At 62.2% G+C, this 23,389-nt stretch carries 21 protein-coding genes; 8 read left to right on the forward strand and 13 right to left on the reverse strand.

What is annotated here, in order from left to right; translation table 11 throughout:
- From MF607_RS14615 to MF607_RS14640, 6 genes are all read right to left on the reverse strand, one after another.
- On the reverse strand, positions 1–910 hold a 910-nt coding region (locus MF607_RS14615), incomplete at its 3' end, for a carboxylesterase/lipase family protein (RefSeq protein ID WP_242120107.1).
- A 519-nt stretch (positions 911–1,429) separates the two neighbouring features.
- Complete coding sequence (locus tag MF607_RS14620) at positions 1,430–2,731, reverse strand: carboxylesterase family protein (protein ID WP_242120109.1); 1,302 nt, start codon at positions 2,729–2,731, stop codon at positions 1,430–1,432.
- Between the two features lie 370 nt (positions 2,732–3,101).
- Entirely contained in the window at positions 3,102–5,375 is a 2,274-nt protein-coding gene (locus tag MF607_RS14625; protein ID WP_242120112.1) for a beta-glucosidase, read from the reverse strand.
- A gap of 149 nt (positions 5,376–5,524) precedes the next feature.
- Positions 5,525–6,262, reverse strand: coding sequence for a GDSL-type esterase/lipase family protein (locus MF607_RS14630; RefSeq protein WP_242120114.1), 738 nt, complete (start codon positions 6,260–6,262; stop codon positions 5,525–5,527).
- Positions 6,263–6,282: 20 nt separating this feature from the next.
- On the reverse strand, positions 6,283–7,614 hold the full coding sequence (locus MF607_RS14635; protein WP_242120117.1) for an AMP-binding protein: 1,332 nt from the start codon (positions 7,612–7,614) through the stop codon (positions 6,283–6,285).
- A 77-nt stretch (positions 7,615–7,691) separates the two neighbouring features.
- Positions 7,692–9,055 (reverse strand): IS3 family transposase gene (locus MF607_RS14640; RefSeq protein ID WP_431311956.1). Its coding sequence is split into 2 segments (ribosomal slippage): positions 7,692–8,705 and positions 8,708–9,055, totalling 1,362 coding nucleotides; the frame shifts between segments, so codons are not numbered across the junction.
- Between the two features lie 285 nt (positions 9,056–9,340).
- Here MF607_RS14640 and MF607_RS14645 point away from each other — a divergent pair.
- A complete protein-coding gene (locus tag MF607_RS14645; RefSeq protein ID WP_242120121.1) occupies positions 9,341–9,748 on the forward strand; it encodes a hypothetical protein in 408 nt (135 codons plus the stop codon).
- A 5-nt stretch (positions 9,749–9,753) separates the two neighbouring features.
- On the opposite strand, the gene MF607_RS14650 is transcribed toward MF607_RS14645, so the two are convergent.
- The 3 genes from MF607_RS14650 to MF607_RS14660 are packed head-to-tail and all read right to left on the reverse strand — an operon-like array spanning position 9,754 to position 11,548.
- On the reverse strand, positions 9,754–10,587 hold the full coding sequence (locus MF607_RS14650; protein ID WP_242120123.1) for a hypothetical protein: 834 nt from the start codon (positions 10,585–10,587) through the stop codon (positions 9,754–9,756).
- 12 nt (positions 10,588–10,599) lie between these two features.
- Positions 10,600–11,232: an SOS response-associated peptidase gene (locus MF607_RS14655; protein WP_242120125.1), complete on the reverse strand. Its 633-nt coding sequence runs from the start codon at positions 11,230–11,232 to the stop codon at positions 10,600–10,602.
- A gap of 46 nt (positions 11,233–11,278) precedes the next feature.
- Complete coding sequence (locus MF607_RS14660; protein ID WP_242120127.1) at positions 11,279–11,548, reverse strand: HU family DNA-binding protein; 270 nt, start codon at positions 11,546–11,548, stop codon at positions 11,279–11,281.
- 41 nt (positions 11,549–11,589) lie between these two features.
- On the opposite strand from MF607_RS14660, the gene MF607_RS14665 reads away from it, so the two are divergent.
- From MF607_RS14665 to MF607_RS14685, 5 genes are all read left to right on the forward strand, one after another.
- Positions 11,590–11,766: a hypothetical protein gene (locus MF607_RS14665; RefSeq protein ID WP_242120129.1), complete on the forward strand. Its 177-nt coding sequence runs from the start codon at positions 11,590–11,592 to the stop codon at positions 11,764–11,766.
- Positions 11,767–12,518: 752 nt separating this feature from the next.
- Positions 12,519–13,199: an ImuA family protein gene (locus tag MF607_RS14670; RefSeq protein ID WP_242120131.1), complete on the forward strand. Its 681-nt coding sequence runs from the start codon at positions 12,519–12,521 to the stop codon at positions 13,197–13,199.
- Complete coding sequence (locus tag MF607_RS14675) at positions 13,114–14,907, forward strand: Y-family DNA polymerase (protein WP_347340889.1); 1,794 nt, start codon at positions 13,114–13,116, stop codon at positions 14,905–14,907. The genes MF607_RS14670 and MF607_RS14675 overlap by 86 nt, the downstream gene beginning before the upstream one ends.
- The gene (locus MF607_RS14680) at positions 14,904–18,170 is read left to right on the forward strand and encodes an error-prone DNA polymerase (RefSeq protein ID WP_242120133.1); all 3,267 of its coding nucleotides are present in this window, start codon (positions 14,904–14,906) and stop codon (positions 18,168–18,170) included. The genes MF607_RS14675 and MF607_RS14680 overlap by 4 nt, the downstream gene beginning before the upstream one ends.
- 33 nt (positions 18,171–18,203) lie before the next feature.
- A complete protein-coding gene (locus MF607_RS14685; RefSeq protein WP_242120135.1) occupies positions 18,204–18,461 on the forward strand; it encodes a hypothetical protein in 258 nt (85 codons plus the stop codon).
- Between the two features lie 240 nt (positions 18,462–18,701).
- On the opposite strand, the gene MF607_RS14690 is transcribed toward MF607_RS14685, so the two are convergent.
- Positions 18,702–18,914, reverse strand: coding sequence for a ComEA family DNA-binding protein (locus tag MF607_RS14690; protein ID WP_242120137.1), 213 nt, complete (start codon positions 18,912–18,914; stop codon positions 18,702–18,704).
- 80 nt (positions 18,915–18,994) lie between these two features.
- Here MF607_RS14690 and MF607_RS14695 point away from each other — a divergent pair, with 80 nt between their 5' ends.
- The gene (locus MF607_RS14695; protein WP_242120139.1) at positions 18,995–19,258 is read left to right on the forward strand and encodes a hypothetical protein; all 264 of its coding nucleotides are present in this window, start codon (positions 18,995–18,997) and stop codon (positions 19,256–19,258) included.
- On the opposite strand, the gene MF607_RS14700 is transcribed toward MF607_RS14695, so the two are convergent.
- Both MF607_RS14700 and MF607_RS14705 read right to left on the reverse strand, forming a co-directional pair.
- Positions 19,255–19,452 (reverse strand): helix-turn-helix transcriptional regulator, encoded by a 198-nt coding sequence (locus MF607_RS14700; RefSeq protein ID WP_083957065.1) that lies wholly within the window; start codon positions 19,450–19,452, stop codon positions 19,255–19,257. The genes MF607_RS14695 and MF607_RS14700 overlap by 4 nt on opposite strands.
- Positions 19,453–19,943: 491 nt before the next feature.
- The gene (locus MF607_RS14705; RefSeq protein WP_066708181.1) at positions 19,944–20,261 is read right to left on the reverse strand and encodes a hypothetical protein; all 318 of its coding nucleotides are present in this window, start codon (positions 20,259–20,261) and stop codon (positions 19,944–19,946) included.
- A 41-nt stretch (positions 20,262–20,302) separates the two neighbouring features.
- On the opposite strand from MF607_RS14705, the gene MF607_RS14710 reads away from it, so the two are divergent.
- The gene (locus MF607_RS14710) at positions 20,303–20,509 is read left to right on the forward strand and encodes a hypothetical protein (protein ID WP_066708168.1); all 207 of its coding nucleotides are present in this window, start codon (positions 20,303–20,305) and stop codon (positions 20,507–20,509) included.
- A 2-nt stretch (positions 20,510–20,511) separates the two neighbouring features.
- Here MF607_RS14710 and MF607_RS14715 read toward each other — a convergent pair whose 3' ends face one another.
- Positions 20,512–23,379, reverse strand: a complete 2,868-nt coding sequence (locus MF607_RS14715; RefSeq protein WP_242120141.1) for a conjugal transfer protein TraG N-terminal domain-containing protein — start codon at positions 23,377–23,379, stop codon at positions 20,512–20,514.
- Positions 23,380–23,389 lie beyond the last annotated feature (10 nt).

Here is a 23,389-nt window from a genome sequence, read left to right on the forward strand (position 1 = left end):
CATCCGTCTGTTGGCCGCCATCCACGACCTGATCGGTCGATAGCGAGCGAAGCTTCGTAAGCGCAGCGTCGTCAGCGCCGGTAATCTTGTGTCGACGCGCAAAATTGATGCCGATGGTTTCGGCCGAGACAGGATAATACCGGTCGAAATTGTCGCGGTTCAATGGTCGCCCGGTCAGTGTCCCATCACGGCCACCGCCGGACTCAATGATCGTTTTGTGGAACATCCCGCGCGCTTCAGGCGAAGTAAGAAGCGCATGTACGGAAACGCCACCAGCGGATTCTCCGAAAATGGTTACATTTCCCGGATTACCACCGAAGGCTGCGATGTTGCCCTTGACCCACTTCAAAGCGGCAATCTGATCCATATAGGCATAATTGCCTTTCGGTTCGGCCGGATTTTCCCTGCTGAGGGCAGGGAATGCAAAAAAGCCGAACCGCCCCACGCGATAGTTGAGCGTCACTAGGATGACACCTTGCTTGGCAAACTGCGTACCCGAATAGGTAGGGTCCGCACCGCTCCCGAATAGGAATGCCCCGCCATATATCCAGACCATGACTGGTAGCTTGGCATCGCTCGTTGCATTCGCCGGTCGCCAGACGTTGAGATACAGGCAATCTTCCGACTTCGGCCTTTCGGCCGCGCCGCTGGGGTATCCGCCCGGCTGCGCACAATCCGCAGCGAATTGAGTCGCATCGCGCTCCCCGGACCAAGCCTTGGCTGGTTGCGGAGCGCGCCAGCGGAGCGGCCCTACGGGCGGAGCCGCGAAGGGAATACCTTTGAAGCTCGCGACGCCATCGTCGGTTTCGCCACGCAAAATGCCGTCCGAAATCGACATCGTTTGTGCCATTGCTGGCGATCCGGAAAGCACGGTAAGAACCAGCGGCAAGAAGAATGATTGATTGGACACGCCAAGGTTCCTTATTATGGGCGGCGCCTAATTCATCTAGTTGCGGTTACTCCAATTTCGTACCGCTTGATCAGCCAACCCGAGCTATTGGATTTGTAAAGGCAAATAGAATATCACAATTTATATGCCACGTTTACGAAGCCTGCGTGCCTTGCATTCAATGTTGATTTAGAAGTTTAGTCAATCATCTTAATCATGACCTGATATCATAGGCCCAATGACCCAGAATCAACTAGTTGGGTGATGTTACATAGAACGGACCCAGATATACGCTTACGGCCTTCCGCGCCGTTCGCAGGTCGTCGAGCGCCCCGATTAGGATCGTTTTTGCGACAGCTGACTACCGCTCGGCTCGCGTTGACGCTCGCTGCACGGATCCCGAACCGTACATGAACGAACGTCTGAAGTTCGGAAGTGACGAAGATCGCGCGAATGACCGGTTGTGGGTCCGTTCGACACTTGCAGGTTCAGAGCAGTCGAGGACGCCGACCACCTTGCGCAGCAGAAGTTGGAAGAATTTCAAAACAGAGTTGGGCTTGGTTGATCGCCGTTGCCAAACAAGCGGTTGATGTGGGCAGGTACGATCGATCGCGTGCGCGGTTGGACCGAGAAGTCTTGGAGACGCGGCTCGCGGCCCTTCAACGAGGCCCACGGAGCTCTTCCCTTTACAAAGCGGGTCCACGCCTCGATCATCCGAAGGGAAAGACGCATATCGGTAGCTGTATAGGGTCGGGAGGACGGGGCACCCAGGGTGCTGAAGACGTAGGGTAGTTCGGCAGAATGGAAGGCGCCCCATCGCTGCGCGTCGGGACCTTGCGGCACGTGCGAGAAGAGATACGCATACACCGGTGATCGGCGGTTCTTCGCACGGCCTTCCCACCACTCTAGAAGGGCGCGACGTCCACACCAGGTTGCGGCTGAACGAAGCGTAAGTCCGTTCCCCTTTAGTTGAGTAGCCGCCCCCCCGCAGTTCGCCGGCGAGGCGGCCGTGCTTGAGCCGCTACCGAATGCGGTGGTTTCGTCGCTGGTCATTCCTACGAGTATGGGCACGTCGATCCCGGTTCCCTGACGCCAGACCGTCGAAGGGGAAACCGGTAGGTCCGGCGAGATGCGTAATCGCGTTCTCGCTCCTGTCGGCCCTGCTTCGGGCGGTAGCCCGCTCTGCATGATCGCTTGGGCGAATAGACCTCTGGCCTTAGGCATCGCGGTCAAGCCGTGGACCAACATCGCACCCGCCGATTGTCCGGCGATTGTGACTCGCTTCGGATCGCCGCCGAAGGCGGAGGCATTCCGATTCACCCACTGCAGCGCTGCCAGGAGATCGAGAGCCCCTAGGTTCGGCAGCCCTCCGCTCACCGTGGAGAAACCATCCTCCCCGAGCCGGTAGTTCACCGTGACTACAACGACGCCGCGGCGCGCGAAGGCGCTCCCGTCGTAGATGGGTATCGAGCCAGAGCCGGAAACGAAGCCTCCGCCATGGATCCAGAACAGGATGGGTGCCTTTCTCGCCCGCGCCGGTGCCCACACGTTCAGGAAAAGGCAGTCGTTGGAGACCGCACCTGCTACGACGAACTCCTTCGTCCAAGGTCCGAAACCGTTCGGCGAAAGGCCTTGCGTGCAACTTGCCGCGAAGGAGGTCGCTTGCCGCATCGGGGGTGGCGTGAACCTCCGTGGGGGACGACCGCGCAGATCGCCGATGGGAGCCGCCGCGTAGGCGATACCGAGGAAGCGACGGAAGGATTTGCTGGAGACACCGGTCACCTGGCCACCGTCGATGGTCACAACCGGTGCAGACGCAAGTAGCGCAAGCGCGGCGATCATATCTTCTTCCTAATTAACGTGTCGGACATCGCTCGCTTCATGAGGATTCGGCACTTAGGACAGGAAGCTGGTCCGTGCTCAACCCAATTCTCCCATGAAAAAAACGCAGACGTCGAAAACGTTTAGTAAGGCTTGAATCATGGAACCGGACCGGAAATCCGCGCGGTGCAGCTGTGCTGGGCCTTGCCTGTCTACGGAGGAGCCCGTCAACGAATGCCTGATCAGTAGACCAATACCAGTAGTCATCGACCCATGCGAACCTTCCTGGGGATCCTAACCGTTCGATGACCGCCGCGGTCCCTTGGCCCGTACGAAGCGGACCCCGGCCGCTGCGAAGACAAGTGCAGCGGACGGGACGTCGCTGACTGTGTCATGGTCGGATGCGAGCGTTCTTCATCGTCACTTCTCCCGTGATCATCGCATCCCCTGCGAAGCGACCGATGAATATCGGGTAGCGACCGGCCGCCACGTGCCAGTTGTTGGCTGCGGTATCGAAGTCCGCGAGCAGCCGGGGATCGACGGGTATCGCCACGCGGCGCTTCTCACCGGGTGCAAGCGTAACGCGCTGGAAGCCGACGAGGCGGGTGCTTGGGCCGTTCCGTCGCCCGGCTCGGACATACACTTGAGGAGAATCCGCACCCGCCACCTTGCCGATGTTCGTGACGTTAAAACTGACTGTAGGTCTCGCACCGGGTTCGATGCGCAACTCGCTGTAGTCGAAGCGGGTATAAGACAGACCATAACCGAAGGGGAACAGCGGCCGGACGTCGCGCTTCAGATAGGAGCGATAGCCCACATCCGCGCCTTCCTTGTAGTCCACGTCGACCATCAGCGATCGCTCTACCATGCCGTAGGTGCTGCCCTTCTTCTGCGCACGATCGGCCTCCTTCATAGCTGCCAGACCCGGAATGACAGCTCGGGGCGCTTGGGCCTCGTTCGCCGGGAAAGTCATTGGCAATCGGCCCGAGGGGTTCGTCACGCCGAACAGGATGTTGGCGATCGCCTCGCCGCCGCGCTGACCCGGATACCAAGCCTGAAGGACCGTAGGGACCCGCGGAAGCCAAGGCATCAGGACGGGACCGCCGGTCTCAAGGACGACGACGGTGCGTCGGTTGGCACCGGCGACGGCGTCGATCACTTCGTCCTGTCCGTCAGGAAGCGAGAGCGTTTCGACGTCCTGGGCCTCGGTGCGCCATTGCGATGCGAATACGATTGCGATGTCTGCCTTCCGCGCGGCTGCTGCTGCGACGGCGGGATTTGTCCCATCGACGAAGCTCACGGTGGCGTCGGACGCCAGTTTGCGGATTGCCGCCAGCGGTGATGAAGCGTGCCACGTCACGCGAGCGAAGGAAGCGGCAGCTCCCTCCTTCAGCGGAATCTCGACGGGTGCGCCGCCGACGGAGCGCACTTGGCTCGATCCGCCGCCCGACAGTACTCCCACATCAGCATGCGAGCCGATCACGACGATCGTCCTCACCGTCCGTGCCAGTGGCAGCAGATTCCCGTCGTTCTGCAGAAGGACGCTGCCCTTCTCGGCAACTTCCTGCGCGACGTTCGCGTGCACATCATAGTCAATCGGCTGAGCCTTCGTCGGGACCGGATCGTCCAGCAGTCCTGTACTTGCCGCGCCCCACAGGATCCTGCGGTTCATCTCCGTCAGGCGTTCGGCGGATACGGTGCCGCCGGCAAGGGCGTCGGAGAGTGGCTTCCCGAAGAAAAGCGCCTTGTCCAGTTCCCGTCCCGATTGCTGATCGAGGCCAGCGTTAATGGCTTTGACTGTCGAATGGACGGCGCCCCAGTCGCTCATCACCCAGCCCTGATAGCCCCAGTCGCGCCTAAGGACCTGGTTCAGCAGAAAGTCGTTCTCGCACGCCCAGTCGCCGTTGACCTTGTTGTAGGCGCACATGACAGAGCCGGGGCGGCCTCGCTCGATGGCGATCTCGAAGGCGAGCAGATCGCTTTCGCGCAACGCTGCCTCGTCGATGCGCGCGTTCACCGTCGTGCGGAGCGTCTCCTGCGGATTGAGAGCGAAGTGTTTGACCGTCGAGACGATGTGATTGGACTGGACGCCGCGGATGGATTCACCGGCCATCACGCCGGAAAGCAGGGGGTCCTCTCCAAAGTATTCGAAGGTTCGGCCTCCCCACGGGTCGCGGGTCAAATTAACGCCTCCGGCGAGGAGCACGTTGAACGTCTTGGCTCGTGCCTCGGCGCCGATCATCGCACCACCCCGGTAAGCGAGATCGGGGTCGAAGCTCGCGGCGATCGCAAGGCTGGCCGGCAGCGCGGTGGCTACATCGCCCTTCCGCTGTTCCACCTGGTTCGCGACGCCGAGCGATGCGTCGCTTTCACGCAAGGTGGGAATGCCAAGCCGGGGGACGCCCGGCACATAACCGGCGGATGGTATCATGTCGGCAGGCCGGTCCTTGCTGAACGGGGGGAAGTAGCCGAAGACGTAGGCCTGCTTCTCCGCAGGGGTCATCTTGTCCGCAAGCGCCGTCGCCTGCTTCTGCGTGGCAGCATCCTCGTGAACCGAGCGCTCCACGACCTTTGCATCGGTTCGGCTCTGGGCAAAAGCGTCAGCTGCTGCGGCGCTTGCTAGGGCAGGGATCAGAACGGCAACGAAGGACTGCGAACGCTTCATGGTACAATTCCCAAGTTTGCGGGTGTGCGGCTGACCGACGAGATCAGCCTGAAGCAGCCGGGATTTGTGGTCGGTCCGGCTATCCGGTCAGCTTCGGTGCTTTCCGGACAAAGCTAAGCCGGGCTTGTTCATGACGGGATTGGGCGGTGTCACTCCGCCAAAGCACGCAGCGTCGGATCGACGACCGACTTCATGACGTCATATCCCCGCTTGTTCGGATGCACGCCGTCGTCCGTCAGTTCCCGCTTCATACCGCCGGTTGGCGTCGCCATCGCCGCGTAATAGTCGACGAAGGGTACGTTCTGGCTCTTCGCATATTCGCGAAGCCAACCGTTCATGGCGGCAAGCTGCTGGGCCGGGCGCATGGATGGATTCCACCAAAAAGCATCTGCCGGTAGAAGCGACCCGAGCACGACCTTGATCCGGCGCGCACGGGCTAGATCCACCATCGTCCTGATGTTGTTCTGCCAAGCTTCCGGCGTGATCAGCCCCGTGTTTCCAGCTATGTCGTTCGCCCCGGTCAGGATATGAACTGCGTCGGGTTTGAGCAGCACGACGTCTTGGTAGAAGCGCAGCAGGATCTGCTCCGACGTCTGTCCACTGATCCCGCGGTCTAGGACGGCGGACGAAAAGAACGTGGGCTGATCGCGCTTCCAAAACTCCGTGATCGAGTCGCCAATGAAGACGATCCGGGGAGCGCTAGTGACTTTGGCGTTCTCTTCGGCATATCGGCAGAGGTTCGGCCAGTCGAGCTGACGGCGGATACCGTCCTGCTCAGCCTTTGCCTTCTGACCCACCTGCGCATTGATGCGTGCGCACGCATCGTCCGTCATGGCAGTCTGCGGCTGTGCGGTTGCTGCGGCAAGGGCGATAATCGTTGCGAACATGGCGTTCCTCCGGAAATCGGTTAGGCGTTAAGGAGCGAGTCGGCATACCGATCGCGCAAAGCGCTCTTCAGCAGCTTGCCGGTGGCGGTGTGCGGCAGTTCGTCGACGAACGTTATGGCGTCGGGTAGCCACCATTTCGCAACGCGGCGCAGCAGGTGTTCGCGGATCTCATCGGCGGTCGTCGCGGCGTCCGGACGGCGAACGACGAGAAGGATGGGTCGCTCCCCCCATTTAGGGTGGATCGCCCCGATCGCTGCGGCCTCGGCGATGCCGGGGCAACCGATCGCGGCGTTCTCGAGTTCGACGGAGCTGATCCATTCACCACCGGATTTGATCATGTCCTTCGCGCGGTCCGTGATCTGCATGGTGCCGTCCGGGTGGAGGATCGCCACGTCGCCCGTATCGAACCAGCCACCGTCGTTCACCGCATCGGATGCCGCACCGTAGTATCGATGGATGACCCAGGGTCCGCGGACGAGTAGACGGCCAGGCGTCCGACCGTCGCTGGGCAGGAGAGTGCCTGCATCGTCGACGATACGAAGTTCGACCCCGAACGGCGGCTTGCCCTGACGCGAAACCAGCGCCAGGCGCTCGTCTCCAGCCATTTGCGACCAGCCTGCCGGCCGTTGCCCCATCGTGCCGAGCGGCGACGTCTCGGTCATGCCCCAGATGTGCGCGACCCGGATGCCCGCCTCTTCGAAGCGTGCGATCATGGATGTAGGTGCGGCGGAGCCGCCTATGCTGACGAGCTGGAGCTTCTTCAGAAAGGCATCGTCCCTTTCGGCATGGCCGAGCAGGCCTAGCCAGACGGTCGGAACTCCGGCGGAGTGGGTCACGCCCTCCTCGATCATTGCGTGGGCCAGCAACGCCGGTTCGTTTGTCGGACAGAGCACCAGCTTCGCACCGACGTTGGCGGCCGCGAACGGAAGCCCCCAGGCTGAAGCGTGGAATAGCGGTACGATGGGCAGAACCACGGCGGCGGCGGAGAGATCGAACATTGAGGGGGCAACCGCCGCCATAGCCTGCAGCAACGTCGATCGATGAGTGTATAGGACGCCCTTGGGAACACCGGTCGTGCCGCTCGTATAGCACAGCATGCACGGTTCGCGCTCGTCGCCTTCGTGCCAATCGTATAGCCCGTCCTCGGCGTCCAACAGTTCCCGGAATGCCCCAGCACCGGTACTCTCGATACGGACGAAGCGTTCGATCGTCGGCCACCGTGGGCGCAGGCGATCCACGGTATCCTGGAAGGTAGCGTCGTAGAACAGCACGCGATCCTTGGCGTGGTCGACGGTGTAGATCAGCTGCTCGTCGAACAGGCGAGGGTTCAGCGTATGGACCACTGCACCCATGCCTGTCCGTCGTCAGAACATTCGGCACAACTCGCGGCGTAGATTAGCGGAGTGCGGACCTCGTCAGGGGGTTGATGTTAGGCGGCGAACTTGCGGTGCTGCAAGCGCCGATGATCGATGGTCTGTCGCTTGATCCTTTCGCGCAGTTTGATGATTGCCGGAGCCCTGCCGAAGTAGGCGTCGGCAGGCGTCACGTTGGCCAGGCTCTCGTGGTATCGCTGGTGATTGTAGTGCTCGACGAAGGTCTCGATGTGGGCTTCGAGGTCGCCGGGCAGGAAGTAGTTTTCCAGCAAGATGCGGTTTTTCAGGGTCTGGTGCCAGCGCTCGATCTTGCCCTGGGTTTGGGGATGACACGGGGCGCCGCGGACATGGCTCATCTTCCGGGCCTCGATGTATTCCGCCAGCTCACCCGCGATGTAGCTGGGGCCATTATCGCTGAGTAGCCGGGGTTTGTGCAGCACCGTGGCGCTGTCGCAACCAGAAGCCGCCAGGGCGAGGTCCAGCGTGTCGGTGACGTCCTCGGCTCGCATGTTGGTGCACAGCTTCCAGGCGATGATGTAGCGTGAGAAGTCGTCGAGCACGGTCGACAGATACATCCAGCCCCACCCGATGATCTTGAAGTAGGTGAAGTCGGTCTGCCACATCTCGTTCGGCCGCGTGGTTTTCGTGTGGAACTGATCGGCAGCCTTGATCACGACATAGGCCGGGCTGGTGATCAGGTCGTGGGCCTTCAACAAGCGGTAAACCGTGGATTCCGACACGAAGTAGCGCTGCCCATCGGTGAAGCGTACGGCCAGTTCCCGGGGGCTCAGCTCAGACTGTTCCAGCGCCAGCTCGATGATCTGGTCGTGGATGCCCGCCGGGATGCGGTTCCACACCCGGCTCGGCGCCGATGGCCGATCTTCCAACGCCTCCGGCCCGCCTTCGAGGTAGCGATCATACCAGCGGTAGAATGTCCGACGAGGGATGCCGAGTTGGTCCAGCGTGCGCTTGGCCGACAGGTGCGACTGCTCGACGGTTCTGATGATCTCGAGCTTCTCGGATGCGGGATACCTCATTCGTCGTTGCCGCCATCCGCGACCATGCTTTTTTTGAGCAGACGGTTTTCCAGTGTCAGATCGGCCACGCATTCCTTCAGGGCCCGGGCTTCGCGGCGCAGGTCCTGGACCTCTCCGGTGGTCGCGGCACGGGCGGTGTCGCCGGCCAGGCGGCGCTTGCCAGCTTCCATGAACTCCTTCGACCAGGTGTAATACAGGCTCTGGGCAATGCCTTCCTTGCGGCATAGCTCGGCGATGCTGTCTTCCCCGCGCAGGCCATCCAGCACGATGCGGATCTTGTCCTCGGCCGAAAAGTGACGCCGGGTCTGTCGGCGGATGTCCTTCACTACCCGCTCTGCTGGGGCCTTGGCGGGCGATTTTACATTGGAGGATCTGGGCTTCATCTTCGTTCCTTCGTCACTACGACGAAGCCCAGATCCTCCTTAAATCACAACCTCAAATCTGTGCCATTGGTGCTGACGGCGGACAAGTTATATTGTTCGCTAAGCCACGGGTACGATAGACCTTGGACGCTGGGAAACCCAGACTCAGGCTCTAGTGAGAAGGCGGGAATGCTCGAACGTCGATCAAGCAGGGCGTTATTAACATCGTTACGGTGGGGAATGGTCCTGTCAGGAGCTCTACCCCATTTTCTGCTGATATCCATCCCGAACGTATTTATGTTCGCGATGGAGTGGCAGATGGGCTTCGTCCTTCTATTTGGAGGTTACGCAGCGCTGGGGCTAATATGGGGAGCCATGGAAAAGGAGTCTGCCTCTAAGTACGGCGTCGAGGCACCGAGAAAAGCGATTATTCGGGCAGTGCTGCTCTTATTTATTCTCATTCTTGTGCCAACGATGACGAAAATAGGCACAGGGGTGGCGGAGGAAATGCAACGCTCAATCGCCAAACAGATGAGCCCCGAACGCCGGGAACCGGGCTTTTTATCTGTTGTGCTTCTTTGGCCGACGCTTTGGGCTATTATATGCGCCTACGCGCTAAAACCCGTGTGGGACACCGCAGTCGAAGCTATCAGAGTGAATTATATCTCTTCAAAACTGAATCTCGGTCCGAAACAACGGCAGCACAAGGACTAGAACAGCTAAGACCACGAGGGACGAAAAGCGGGGATGAGCGTTTCTGGGCTATCAACGAGACTGGCTACATAGGTTCCTTCCTCCTTTTCAAGCACGATGGTCTTTCCGTGTAGTTTATATAGGCGGTCCTGATGCGGGCTTTTTGAACCAGTCTCGGCTAGGGCAAATGCAAAGCTAGCTCGCCAGTCTGAAGACAAATAATGACGGAGTAGATCGACCGCTTGATAATAGTAACAGCGCTCTAGGACGCTATGAGCGTCAGACTCTGTGCTCCACATCAAACGTCTTGCCTCCGCTATGACCGTCGGGGCTATCAAGATGACCGGGAGGGTGCCCCACCGCGGAACTGTGAGATCATGTTGGTCGTAGCCATCTCGGAGTTTGAGCGCGGTCTGCCCTTCTAACGACGAAACCTTCAATGAGAGAGCAATAGACAGTACCTCACCGTAGGTAGCACCATTAGCTGCATTGGGGATCACCTCCGATACAGAAATGGAGTGAATGCGAATCCCAGATAGATTGCCAAATGCGATTGAAGTGTTTGTAGAGGCAAGGACCAGTGACTCGACAAGACCCGCGTTTCCTACAATAAACCTCTCAAATTCATCAAATTCTGAGCGATGGCTTGATAACAGGGCGTCAACTTGCTCTCTAACTATCGGTCCAAGCTGGGTAAGCGTAGTCGCCTGGGCGGCACGGGCTTGGTCTGCAGCCGCGTCCCGCATTTCCAGTGTGGCGTCCTTAATAGTGCGGGTGTAGCGAGCAACATTATACGATAGATACGCCGCTATGGCAGCTGCACCGGCTGACACCAACGTCCCCATATCTGCTGGCGTCATAACAGAGAAACCTCAAACTACACGATCAAGAGCCATAAGCTGCGATGGGTATGGTGCAACGAGAGATGAGGCATCGTTCCAATCTGCGGAAAGCCATCGATCGAAGTCGTCCTCAAGCAAAATCACGGGCATCGCCTTGGGATGTATAGGCGCGACGACAGAGTTAGGCTCGGTCGTGAGGAATCCATAGGCATTGCCCCGCTCGGTCGGCCGCCAGATGCCAGCAAAGGCGAAGATCGGGCGGCTTGGCACGTCGAACCAATGCAACGGCTTTTTGCCATCATCGCCAGGAGCTAACCCGTACTCGGAGAATGATGTGACTGGCACAAGGCAGCGCCTCGCCGGCGTGGTCAGCATCGACCGCCAGAAGCTGGAACTGAGATTCCGGACATTGGTCACGTACTTCGTCAGCTTCACCGTCGGGTCACGCTTACTCGGCACCTGCGTCGGCCCCCCCCACTCCATGCGCTCGATGCGTCGATCGTCGCCATCTTGCACGATGACGGCGCCATAGAACGGCGTCTTCTTCCCGGTCGGGAAGATATCACCCGTCGGGAACGTCTCATCGACCTCGTAGGGAGGGCGGATGCCGAACGTCGCAGCTACCTCGGCCTGCTTTGCCGTCAGCCTATACCGATTACACACCCGCGCCTCCTGTCGGCGCCGGCGACCGATCGCCGGCGCTTGTTCCTCAGAGCTTGTCCTTCAGGCCCTTGGCCGCAGTGAACGACACCTTCTTCGACGCCGCGATCGTCATGGCTTCGCCGGTCGCCGGGTTGCGGCCCTGACGCTCCGGTCGATCCTTGACGGCGAACTTCCCGAAGCCAGGGATCGAGACTTCATCGCCCTTCGCTGCAGCGTCCGCGATCTGATCGAAAACCGCCGTGATCGCCTTCTTGGCGTCGGCCTCGCTCGATCCCGTCGCCGTGGCGACGCCCTTGGCCAGCTCGCTCATGTTCATGCTATTCATGCTCCCTAGGAAAACGAGCGGGATCCTTACCCATGACGAGCGACGACACAAAGACCGTGCTGGATGAGGCGAACGCCCGGGCGGTTGCGCTGATGCTCGATAAGCTCGAGGACCACGACGTCACCGTGATCTATGAGACGGTCGGCGGGGTAGGGCCGATCGCCGATCTCGCTGCGGACGCGATGCAGGCCAGGAATATCGATTTGTAGGTGCCAGAGGTCGTTGTGGCTAAGCTGCGACGACGGCTCGCGTCACGTAGGCTGGTTCCCCAAGGTCCACTGATACGGCTTCCGATCGAACGCCTGACATCGCGATTTGTCAGCCTGCGGCACAGGGATACGGAGATACTCGACCGATTGCGCCTGCCGCTGGATGGTCAACCTCACACGGTTGCAGCCATAGGAGGGGGTCGCTTTCCGCGACTACGGTCTCCGCATTCCACGACTTGATCGGGTATTCGTCGGTGTGCAGGAATACGGACCGCGCGGCACCAAGGTTCGATAGATCGGCGATGCGGCAGGAGCCCTGGCCTCGCCGGCACTCGATGTGCAGGAAGGTCCGGCCGTCCATATCTGGACCCACGAGCGTTCCCTCGGCCGAGATGAACCCGGTGTCGCTCGCGCGGTCGTCCTTGTAGTCATAAAAGGTCTTCGGCGCGTACCGGACGGGCCGGTCCTCAGCCGTTTTTAAGAGCCAAAGGGACGCCGCAACGCCGATAACGGCAGCTGTCCCGAACCCAGCGGCGAAGCTCCGAGCACTCAAGCGACGATCCCCCGAACCTCCCGCGTGACCGGGTACAATGCGCTGAACCGATCGAGATGGGCTTGACCAACGCCACTCGGTAACGGAACATAAAGGGAACGAGTAGAGTCTAACCCTTATGCCCGCCGCCCTTGATTCATCAGCGCCGACCATAGCGCATCTTCGGACGATCGCCACACCCGCGACCGACTTCCGCATCATGCCTTTCGACGTCGACGCGATCGACGGGCGGCTTGGGGCAGGGGGCCTTCGCGCTGGCGCGCTACACGAGGCGACAGCGCAGAGTGCCACGATGGTCGACGACGCGGCAGCGACGCTCTTCCTCGCCAGCATCGTCGCGCGTGAGGCCGCTGCGACAGGCGGGCCGGTGTTGTGGGCCAGCTGCCGCGCGGACCTGTATGCGCCGGCGCTGGAGCAGATCGGGCTACCGGCTGCGGCCGTGATCCATGCCCAACCGCGCGACGACGCGGCCCTTCTGGCGGTGATCGAGGATGCGGTGCGTGACGGCACGCCGTCTGCGATCGTCGCGGAGGCAAGCAAAGTCTCTATGGTGGCCACCCGCCGTCTGCAGCTGGTCGCGGCCGAGGCTGACATGCCCGTCCTGCTTCTGCGCCGTCGACGCGGTCTGGGCGAGGATCCGCTTGCCGAACCATCTGCGGCCTGGACGCGCTGGCGGATCGGCACCGCACCGTCCGAGCGGCTTGAAGTCGCGGGTGTAGGAAGGGCGAGATGGGCAGTGGAGTGCGCTCGCCAGCGTGGGGGAGAGGGGTTCTCCCTGATTGTGGAGGGCAGCGATGAGACGGGTCGTCTCGCTGTTCCTGCCGGACTTGGCCATCGAGCGGCTGAGACGGTTGGAACGGTCCGCTTCGCGGCAGCCTGAACTGCCTGTCCTCGAGCTGCCGGTAGATGACGACCCCGGCGCCTGTTCGGTGCCGCGGGGCGGCGGTTGGCGGCCAGGTGCGCGGTGGGCACGCGAAGGCCTGCCTTCCCGCGCCGACGTCGAGACGCAGATCGCGGCGCTGCCAACACATGCGCAGCCGCCTATGCGCGAGCTCGGCCGGCGATCGGAGGCAGCAAGCCACCCTTATAAGACCGTGATCGCAGGGCATCCGGCGCCAAAAGCATCGCCGTTGGATATTAAAACCCATGGCTTTCCACCCTTGGCGCTTATCGGGAAGGCTGGCCGGCGCGAGGAGGTGGTTGCTGCCTGCGAAGGCGCACGGGCGCTTGGCATCCATCCCGGTATGGCTGCGACCCATGCGCGCGCGCTCGTATCGGATCTTGATTTCCGTCCGGCCGAGCCGGAGGCTGATGCTGCACTCCTCGACCGCTTGGCGCTGTTCGCGGTTCGGCGCTGGTCTCCGATTGCTGCTGTCACGCCCGCCGATGGGCTCTGGATCGACCTTGCTGGCTGCGCGCATCTGCATGGTGGTGAGGAGCGGTTCTGCAGGCGGCTGATTGCCTTCTGCCGTCGTGCCGGCTTCACCGCACGCGTGGCCGTCGCTGACACCGCAGGCGCGGCCCACGCCCTCGCTCGCTTCGGCCGCAGCGAGCTGACCCGCGTCGAGCCGGGCGCAACCGCCAGTGCAATCTCGCCGCTGCCGATCGTCGCCTTGCGCTTGGCGCCGAGCGCCATCAGCGCTGCCAAACGCTTCGGCTTCGAGACAGTAGCGGATCTGCTGCCGGTCGCGCGTGGGCCACTGGCGCGTCGGCTCGGTCTGCCGGCAATCACGCGTCTGGACCAGGCGCTTGGCGCGGTCGCCGAGCCAATCACCCCGCGCGAAGATGCCGAGGTTCCTGTCGTCGAGCGGCGCCTCCTCGAGCCGATCGGCACGGCCGAGGCGATCGAACAAGTCATGGGTGACCTGCTGAACGACCTTGCGCAGGTCCTGCAGGCGCGAGGCTTGGGCGCACGGGCACTCCGCCTCACGGCCTTGCGCGTCGACGGCACGGAACAGGTCGTGGGTGTCGGCACGTCGCGGCCGACGCGCGAGGTATCGCACCTTCTCAGGCTCCTGAAGCTCAGGATCGAGCGGATCGACCCTGGCATGGGCCTCGAGCAATTCTGGCTGGTCGCGCCGCATACCGAACCGCTGGATGCGGTCGACCTTGGCGCCGTCCTCGCCGGCGAGGCGCTGGTGCGGGACCCGGCGCGCCTCGTCGACGTCATCGCCGGCAGGATTGGAGGCTATGCCGTCTACCGGCTTGCCCCCGTCGAAAGCCATGTGCCGGAGCGGGCCGTCACCCGCTCCGACCCGGTGGAGATGCCAGGATCGTGGCCGGCATGGAAGCGCCCGATCCGCCTCTTTGCCCGGCCGGAACCGCTGGCGCGCGTGATGGCGCTGATGCCGGACCAGCCACCGCGTCGGTTCGAGTGGCGGGGCAAGACCTACAAGATCATTGCAGGCGACGGCCCCGAGCGCGTGCATGGCGAATGGTGGCGGCGCGATGCCGAGATATGGGCGGTCCGCGACTATTACCGCGTCGAGGATGAGGCCGGGGGGCGGTATTGGGTCTTCAGGCGGGGTGACGGTTTCGAGGACGAGACCGGCGACCTGTCCTGGTGGATGCACGGGGTCTTCGGATGACCCACTATGTCGAGCTGCAGGTGCTCACCCATTTCTCGCTCCTGCGCGGCGCTTCGTCGCCGAAGGAGCTGTTCGCGGCAGCGGCGCTGCTCGGCTACCCGGCGATCGGCGTCAGCGACATCGGCACCGTTGGGGGTGTCGTGCGGGCATGGGAGGCGCAGAAAGCCACAGGCGTCCGCTCGATCGCGGGTACGCGCGTCGATCTGTCCTGCGGCCGGCGCCTGCTGCTCTATCCGACCGACCGGCCCGCCTGGTCGAGGATCACGCGGCTGCTCACCGTCGGCAAGAAGCGGGCGGGCAAGGGCGGGTGCCTGCTCCACTGGCACGACCTCGAGCCGTGGTCCGAGGGCGTCGTTGCCATCCTGCTGCCGCACGAGGCGGACGAAGAGAACGTCGCCGCACTGAAGGACCTGAAGGCTATATACGGGCGGCGAGGCTATATGGCCCTGTTCCAGCGGCGTCGGCCGGGGGACGCCGTCCGCATCGATGCGCTGGCGCGGCAGGCAGGCGGGGCAGGGGTCCGTGCCGTTGTGACCGGCGATGTGCTCTACCATGCGCCCGAGGCACGGCTGCTGCAGGACGTCGTGACTGCGGTGCGCGAGAAATGCACCGTGGACGAGCTCGGCTACCGCCGCGAGGTCAACGCGGACCGGGCGCTCAAATCGCCCGACGAGATGGTCCGGCGCTTTCGCGCCTATCCGGATGCGCTGCAGGCGAGCGTCGACATCGCCCGCATCTGCACCTTCGACCTTGGCGAGCTGGCCTATCAGTACCCGCATGAGCGCCTGATCGAGGGGCTGACGGCACAGGAGGCCTTGCAGAAGCTGGCGACCGAAGCGGTCGAGCGGATGTTCGACGGCAACGTGCCGGAGGCCTACACGACGCAGATCGCACATGAGATGCGGCTGATCGGGGAGCTTGGCTACGCGCCGTACTTCCTCACCGTGTACGCCATCGTGCGCGAGGCACGCCGGCGCGGGATTCTCTGCCAGGGTCGCGGCTCAGCCGCGAACAGCTGCGTGTGCTTCGTGCTCGGCGTCACCTCGATCGATCCGATCAAGCATGAGCTGCTCTTCGAGCGCTTCGTGTCGGGTGAGCGCCGCGAGCCTCCCGACATCGACGTCGACTTCGAGCATGAGCGCCGCGAGGAGATCATCCAGTGGATCTACGAGACCTATGGGCGTGATCGCGCGGCGCTGACGGCGGTCGTAACCCGCTACCGCGCGCGCGGCGCCGTGCGCGACGTCGGCAAGGCGCTAGGGCTGCCGGAGGACCTGACATCCTCGCTCGCCGGCCTCGTGTGGGGCTGGTCGGCCGAGGGCGTCGGTGAGAAGCAGGTCAACGAGCTCAACCTCGACATCGCGGACCGTCGCCTGCGCCTGACGCTCGACCTCGCGCGCAAGCTGATCGGCGTGCCGCGCCACATGTCGCAGCATCCAGGCGGGTTCGTGCTGACCCATGATCGCCTTGATGATCTAGTTCCTATTGAACCTGCTGCAATGGAAGACCGGCAAATCATCGAATGGGACAAAGACGACATCGACAGTCTGAAATTTATGAAGGTCGACGTTCTCGGCCTCGGTATGCTTGGGTGCATGAACCGGGCGTTCAATCTACTTAAACAAGACAAAGGTATTCGTGTCGGACTGGCAGACCTACAGGATGATGACCCTGAAGTCTACGCCATGATCCAGAAGGCTGACACGCTCGGCACCTTCCAGATCGAAAGCCGCGCGCAGATGAGCATGCTGCCGCGCATGAAGCCGCGCCGCTTCTATGACCTCGTGATTCAGGTCGCGATCGTGCGGCCGGGACCGATCCAGGGTGACATGGTCCACCCGTACCTTCGCCGGCGTGAGGGGCTGGAACGGCCGGAATACCCGCGCCCCGAGCTGCGCGCTGTGTTGGAAAAGACCCTCGGCGTTCCCCTGTTTCAGGAGCAAGCCATGAAGGTCGCCATCGTCGGCGCGGGCTTCACGCCGGCCGAGGCGGACCAGCTGCGCCGCGCCATGGCCACCTTCAAATTCACCGGCGGGGTCAGCCATTTCAGCGAGAAGCTGATCGAGGGCATGGTCGCACGCGGCTATCCCCGCGACTTCGCCGAGCGAACCTTCCGCCAGCTTGAGGGCTTCGGCTCCTACGGCTTCCCCGAGAGCCACGCCGCCAGCTTCGCCAAGATCTCCTATGCAAGCAGCTGGATGAAACACCATCATCCGGACGTGTTCTGCGCCGCGCTGATGAACGCGCAACCCATGGGCTTCTACGCGCCCGCACAGATCGTCCGCGACGCGCGCGAGCACGGGGTCGAGGTGCGGCCGCCTTGCGTCAACGCCAGTCGCTGGGATTGTACGCTCGAGCGAACAGGCGGGCGCTATCTGGCGGTGCGACTTGGTCTGCGGGTGATCCGTGGCCTATCGAACGCCGACGGGGCGAAGATCGTCGCCGCGCGCAGCACCACGGCATATGACTGCGTCGAGGACGTCTGGCGCCGGTCGGGCGCACAGCGCGCCGCGATCGAGAAGCTGGCGGACGGCGATGCCTTCCACAGCTTCGGCGCCGATCGCCGGCAAGGCCTTTGGAAGGTGAGGGGGCTCGGCGAGGCTCCGCTGCCGCTCTTTGCCGCGGCGGACCGCGCGGCGGAGACGCTGAGCGCGGAAGGCATCGAGCCAGAGGTGCAGCTGCGGGCGCTGACTGATGGCCGTGAGGTGATCGAGGATTATCGCAACCTCCAGCTCTCGCTCCGCGCTCACCCGCTGACGTTCGTGCGCGACGAGCTGACACGTCGCGGCGTGACACGCTGCGCGGATCTCGCCAGCGTGCGCGACGGCCGCCATGTCGAAGTCGCGGGCATCATCCTGGTGCGTCAGAAGCCCGGTTCCGCGAAGGGTGTGCTGTTCATCACGATCGAGGACGAAACCGGCGTCGCCAACGGCATACTTTGGCCCGACCGCTTCGAGGCGCAGCGCCGGACCATAATGTCGGCCTCCATGGTCGGTCTAAAGGGGCGCGTGCAGAAGGAAGGCGAGGTGATCCACGTCATCTGCGACCGGATCGTGGACCATGGCGACCTGCTGCACCGTGTCGGAGATATGTCCTTCCCGCACCGCACCGGGCGCGGCGATGCGGGCCAGCATCCTGGCTCACCGGATCGCGGGGAGAAGGGATGGCAGCCCGAGCCGCGCAACCAATACTGGCCGCCCCATGCGGACGGTAAGGATCCTGAAGACGTCGTCGTGCGCTTCAAATCGCACGACTTCCACTGATCCGTGTCGACGTTGCCTCGGCACCAGCGCGTAGTGATCGCGCTGTCGGTGCACATCCTGCGTGCCGGCGTGGCCAGGTGCTCGGAGACGACCATCGACGGCATGGAAGTCCGTCTCGCGTTACGCTGTCTTCTGCCCCACTGCCCTGAACGCTGGCCCCTCGAGCTCTATTGGGATGCAGCATCCCAGACGAACGAAATTGGCAGAGCCCAAGGCGTGACGGCCGCGTTTAACGGGATCGTTCGCCAGCTTCGCAAGGCGGGACGGTATGAGGACGTATCACCGCTGTGAGCAAACGGCCGACGATCGAGGCACCGTACAAAACGCTCGGCGAATGGGCGACCGATCGCGCCGACATGCGGATTGCATGCGTCTGCGGTCGGAGCATGAATATGCCGGCAGGCCAAATCCTCGAACGGTTTCACGGCGACGGCGACGTCGCATCCAAGGTCATTCGGTTGCGATGCCGAGGATGTGGTCGCCGTGGCCATGCTTCTGTATCGTCGGTGCCGATCCTGCGCCGCTAAGGCATCAGGCGTCGCCAACCGTCAGGGTAGACCTTCCGCCGTCCGCCTTTCCGGCCATGCCGGGCACCTCATCAAGCTGACGAAGATCGGTGAATTTGCCGCGCTCCTCACGGTAGCGCACAATCTCGAAACCATGGCCTTTGAGTTCGGGAACGCCATCCAGCTGCTCGGCCGTCGCTGTGTTTACGTTGACGAGAGATGTGTCGCTCATGGTCATCCTTTTCGTTTGCCGGTAGCAAACCGATAGGAGCCCCTCCCGGTTCAGACTGCCGCGGGAACGGCGAGAAAGGGTGACCAATGGCCAACCATGACGCTCCCGAAAGCCCGAGCGATATTCGCGCGCTGCTCGCCCATCTGCTCGCTGGCGTCACTGGCAAGTCCGAAGCGCACTGGGAAAAACTGATAGGCGAGGTGACGGCTTTGCCCATCGCATTCAATCCCCGGTCAAATTGGAGGATTGATCCGAACGGCACCAAGAAGGAAATCGAAGCCATCGAGAAAGCCGCCGAGATTGTGCGCCAAGCGCATCCCTACGTCCCATCACCAAAAACCCTGACCTAATCGCCGAAGATTTCGGCAATCGGTCGACTGAAAAGGCGTGCGATCCGGAACGCGCTACACAACGATGGATCGTGCTTCCCCGTTTCGATCGCGTTGACCGCTTGCCGTGAGATCTGAAGCCTTTCAGCGAGCTGTGCTTGGCTCCAACCACGCTCTTTGCGGAGGACCTTCAGCCTGTTGTAAAGACCTGCCACGGCTTAGAACGTGACAACGACGGCTTGGCGGACGAGCCGGTGAGCGCTTGGTGAGGTCGACCGGGCACCTAGCGAGCGTTGTGTTGGTCGTGGCGCACTCACCATCCGAGCGACTGAGTTATAACTGACAGGGTGGATGCCGTCTTGTGTGCGAAAGGCGTCTAGGTGCACCACCGTATCGCCGTAGGTCATGGCAACAGTCCTAACGATCGCTGAGGCAGCCGGGTTATACGGCGCGATCCAAACGACGCGGGACGCAGCGGTTCTACGCCGCATGACGTGCAGATTTTGGAGAAGCTTAGGGCTGCGCGGATCGTTCGAACCGAGCGCTATGACAACGAGGCTGGCGGACAGCTTCTCAGGGGAGGACCGCAGCGCGTCACTGGAAGATGCGCCAACACGAGCGCGCATCTCGCACTGAATGCCCGACATCGCCAACGCTGCGGCGGTGCCAACTGCGGTGCTGTCACCGAGGATGAGGCAGAACGGGATCATTTGTGACCCAGCAGGGCCAGTACGATAGCGAGCGACATGACGAACAGGGAAAGCCAGATGGCGATCTGCCCGTAAATGTGGAGTACGACGCCCACCCAGGTATAACGCCGGCGCAGCATGACGCCGCTCCCGACCGCGATGAAGAAGGCAATCGTGGTCGGCATCGTGATCGAAGGCGATCGATGTAGAACGGCCTCCGCAAGGGGCATCAGCCCGACCGCCATCACCAGCAACCACGAGAACCCAAAAAGCAGATTGCTGCGTAGATCGAGAGGCTCGTGGTTATCGGTGCGGTGCGCAGAAATGCTTGCCATTGCCTCGCTCCAATGCCAACCTCCATGCGGAGGTTAGCGTCATGCCAGAATTTGATCTGTCGCTATACAACGCGACACGGGATAGGCCGGGTGGCCCCCTCGTCGTGGTTGATGATGCCGACGACGCGCCGACTTTGCAGCCGTTCGCGGACGCGAGCGGCCGTTGGACCCAAGGGGGCACCATCGGGTATCTCCTCGCATACGGCCTGCTCGCCGGCGGGCTGCTCTATTGCGCGTATTTCCTGTAGGGTCACTTCCTCAGCTCCGGGTCGGTGAAGAAGCCCTTACGCATAGCTTCATCGACCTCACCCCTCACGGCTGAGCCGGCCTCAACGGCGCCTGCTCGGATCACCCTCTTGGCATCTTGATCTGCCTTGATCGCAGCCGTTTGAGTATCGATCTGCGCAACGGTCGCAGACCCATCGCCAGAACCGCCAACCGTTGGAACTGCGCGGAGGCCAGTCGGATGATAGCGAGCCTCAACGTCAGCAGCGCTTGAGACGGGGACCTTCGGAACGTCGACGAGGTCCGGCTCGTGCAAGCGCGGAGCCACGCCATTGTAAATGTCCTGCCGCTTTTGCTCAAGGAACCGGGAAACCATCTGATCGCGAGTGACCCGCTGCTGATCGCTAACCGCCGTCTCGTGAAGGCCGGGGGCATTCAACGCGGGCTTTTCGGCCTGTTCTTTCGCGTACCACTGAGCCAACTCCTGGCTCATATTCTCGCTCATCTGCATGCCGTGCGTCTCAGCATAGCTTGCATCATTGGATAGCTGCTGGGCCTTTTCGTGAAGCTGGCGGGCGCGCAGCTCATGCGAATACGCCAGCGACCGTGCGTCCTCGGTGCTAACGCTCGACGTCTGTGAGGTAGCAGCACGAACGGAGGTGCCGGATCTCGTGTAATTGCCAGTGCTCTGGTTCAGGTTTTCGCCATAGGACTGCTCGTTGCGAGTGCCATCGCCAATCGACGAGCCATCTTCAACGGAACGGGTTTGATCTTGGTTTTGACGAAGTGAGTCGGTTTGCTGGCCCGTCCAAGTTTTGCTCCCCTTGATTTGGGGCAGAGCACCGGCCAGCTTTTGTCCGAGGCTGGGCTTCTCCGGCAATTGCTGCGGCCCGTTCGGACCGACGGCATCTGCGGGGTTCGGCCTACCGGGACGCGCTGCCCCACCGCCGCCAAGCCCGACGCTCAGACCACCTGAGACAGAATCAATGACCTCAGCTCCGCGGCCGTTGGTGTTCGTGACACGGGAGGAGTTGTTGATCGCCCCGCGGTTCTCCAACGTATCGAAGGTCGAACCGCCAGTCCGAACGAAGCGATCGCTACCTACATTCGTCTGGACACCCGATCCGTTCTCTGTGGCCTTCGTGACGTCAGTCGAGGTGCCTTGTGCGCTTCGATCGGTATGGGTGGTGCTGAGGATCCGAGCGGCTGCGGCCTCCTCGCTCTGGGCCTCACGCTCCAGCATACTCGCAGCCTGTCGCATTTCTGAGACATACCCAGTCGAAAGTGTCGGCGTGACCGATAGCCGGGACATCGCACCGGTTGTGTCGGTAACGACGAAGCCGTTGCCATGGCTCGTCGACGTCGCACCGTTATCGTGCCGGTATGAGTAAGCGCCGGCACCGCTGGTGTACGACATGGCGTCAGACCACTGGTTGGCCTGCCGCATGTTCGACGTCGAATTGGCAAAACTGGTATTACCATAGGAATAGTTGCCGGTCGTCTGTTCGGCCGCAGCCGCTTCCGCTGCGTTCTGAGCCGGGTTGAGGACCGACGTCGCCTGACCCGAAATGCTCATCGCGCCCTTGGCGAGACCCGCCGCCAGGAAGGGGACGCTCATCAGCATGAACCCAGCGATCGTGGCCGTCTCGGCATTGACGGCACCGATGCCCGCAAACGTGCCTAGCGACATACCTCCTTCCGCTGCGCCCTGAGCGGCACTGGTGGCGCGCGTCATGCAGATCATGTGGAGGATGACGTAAAGCGGCCCCCAAGACGCGAGGTAGAAGAACCCGGTCAGATAGCCCTTGAGAGCCCCGACCCCCGTTTGAGGCATCAGGAAGAGCGGGAAGATCACCGGGAACATCGCGTAGAACACGACCGTGAGCACGATATTGAGGATCGGAACCCAGCTCATCGCCTGTTGGGCGATCGAGTTGTACGTGTTGCGCGCCTGAATGTCCGCCCGCGTCGTCGCGAAGGTGTCGATCGACGCCGCGCCCGGACCGCCGGCCATGCCATCCCGCGCTTGCATGAAGGCGTTGATCGCCGTGTTCTGCCGCATCACGGCCTCGTAGTTGGCGCTCGAGGCGGTGAAGGCCTGATTGACGATCGGAACGTCGGCGCGGAGCTTTGCCGATGCGACGGCGGTTGAGAGCTTGGGGAAGGCCTGCTTCGACCAGATCGGCGTGTGCGCCGCGATCATCGGCGTCCACTGCTCCGAAAGCAGGTTGTAGGCGTTGTTGCAGGTGATGATGTCACTCGTCACCGACGCACCGCTGCGGCTGACCCAAGGCTGCGACCGAGCCACAGAACCCGGCCCCATCGCAGTCCATAGATCCTTCGCGTTGGCTAGGTCGGTCATCGACTTCTGGCCGAGCATGATGTCGCCGAACACGCAGTTTTTGAAATGCGCCGACAGGTTGGTCGCAAACTCGGCGTCGCGGATCTCAAAATTGCGCGTCGCGTCGAAAAGGCGCGCGCCATAGACCATGCCGTTGGTCGAGTAGTTCAGCTGGCTTGGCATCGTGAAGACCGTCTCGGCCGTCTGGGTGAGCCAGTCACCGACCTGACTTGTGAAGCTCGCGATCACGCCCAGCCCGAGGGGCACGTTGGCAACGGTAGCAGGGGCCAGCGACGGGTTGATGCGGTCGGTCACCTTCACCGACACGGTGGGGACCATCAGGCACATGTAGATGAGCGTCGAGCCGATGAACCAGTTCATCCAGACGCGGACGTTCATCGTGAAGGCGACGCACAGAAGCGAATAGATCAGGCCGAGGACCATGACGACGCGAAGGAGCGAGCGGTAGCCGCCCCCTCCTGTCCACGCTGCGACGGCGTTGAACGTGTTGACGATGTATTCGCCACCGCCGATCGTGAAGACCTCGACCATGCCGTTCGTC

The sequence above is a fragment of the Sphingomonas lacusdianchii genome, assembly GCF_022664395.1.
GTDB lineage: Bacteria > Pseudomonadota > Alphaproteobacteria > Sphingomonadales > Sphingomonadaceae > Sphingomonas > Sphingomonas lacusdianchii.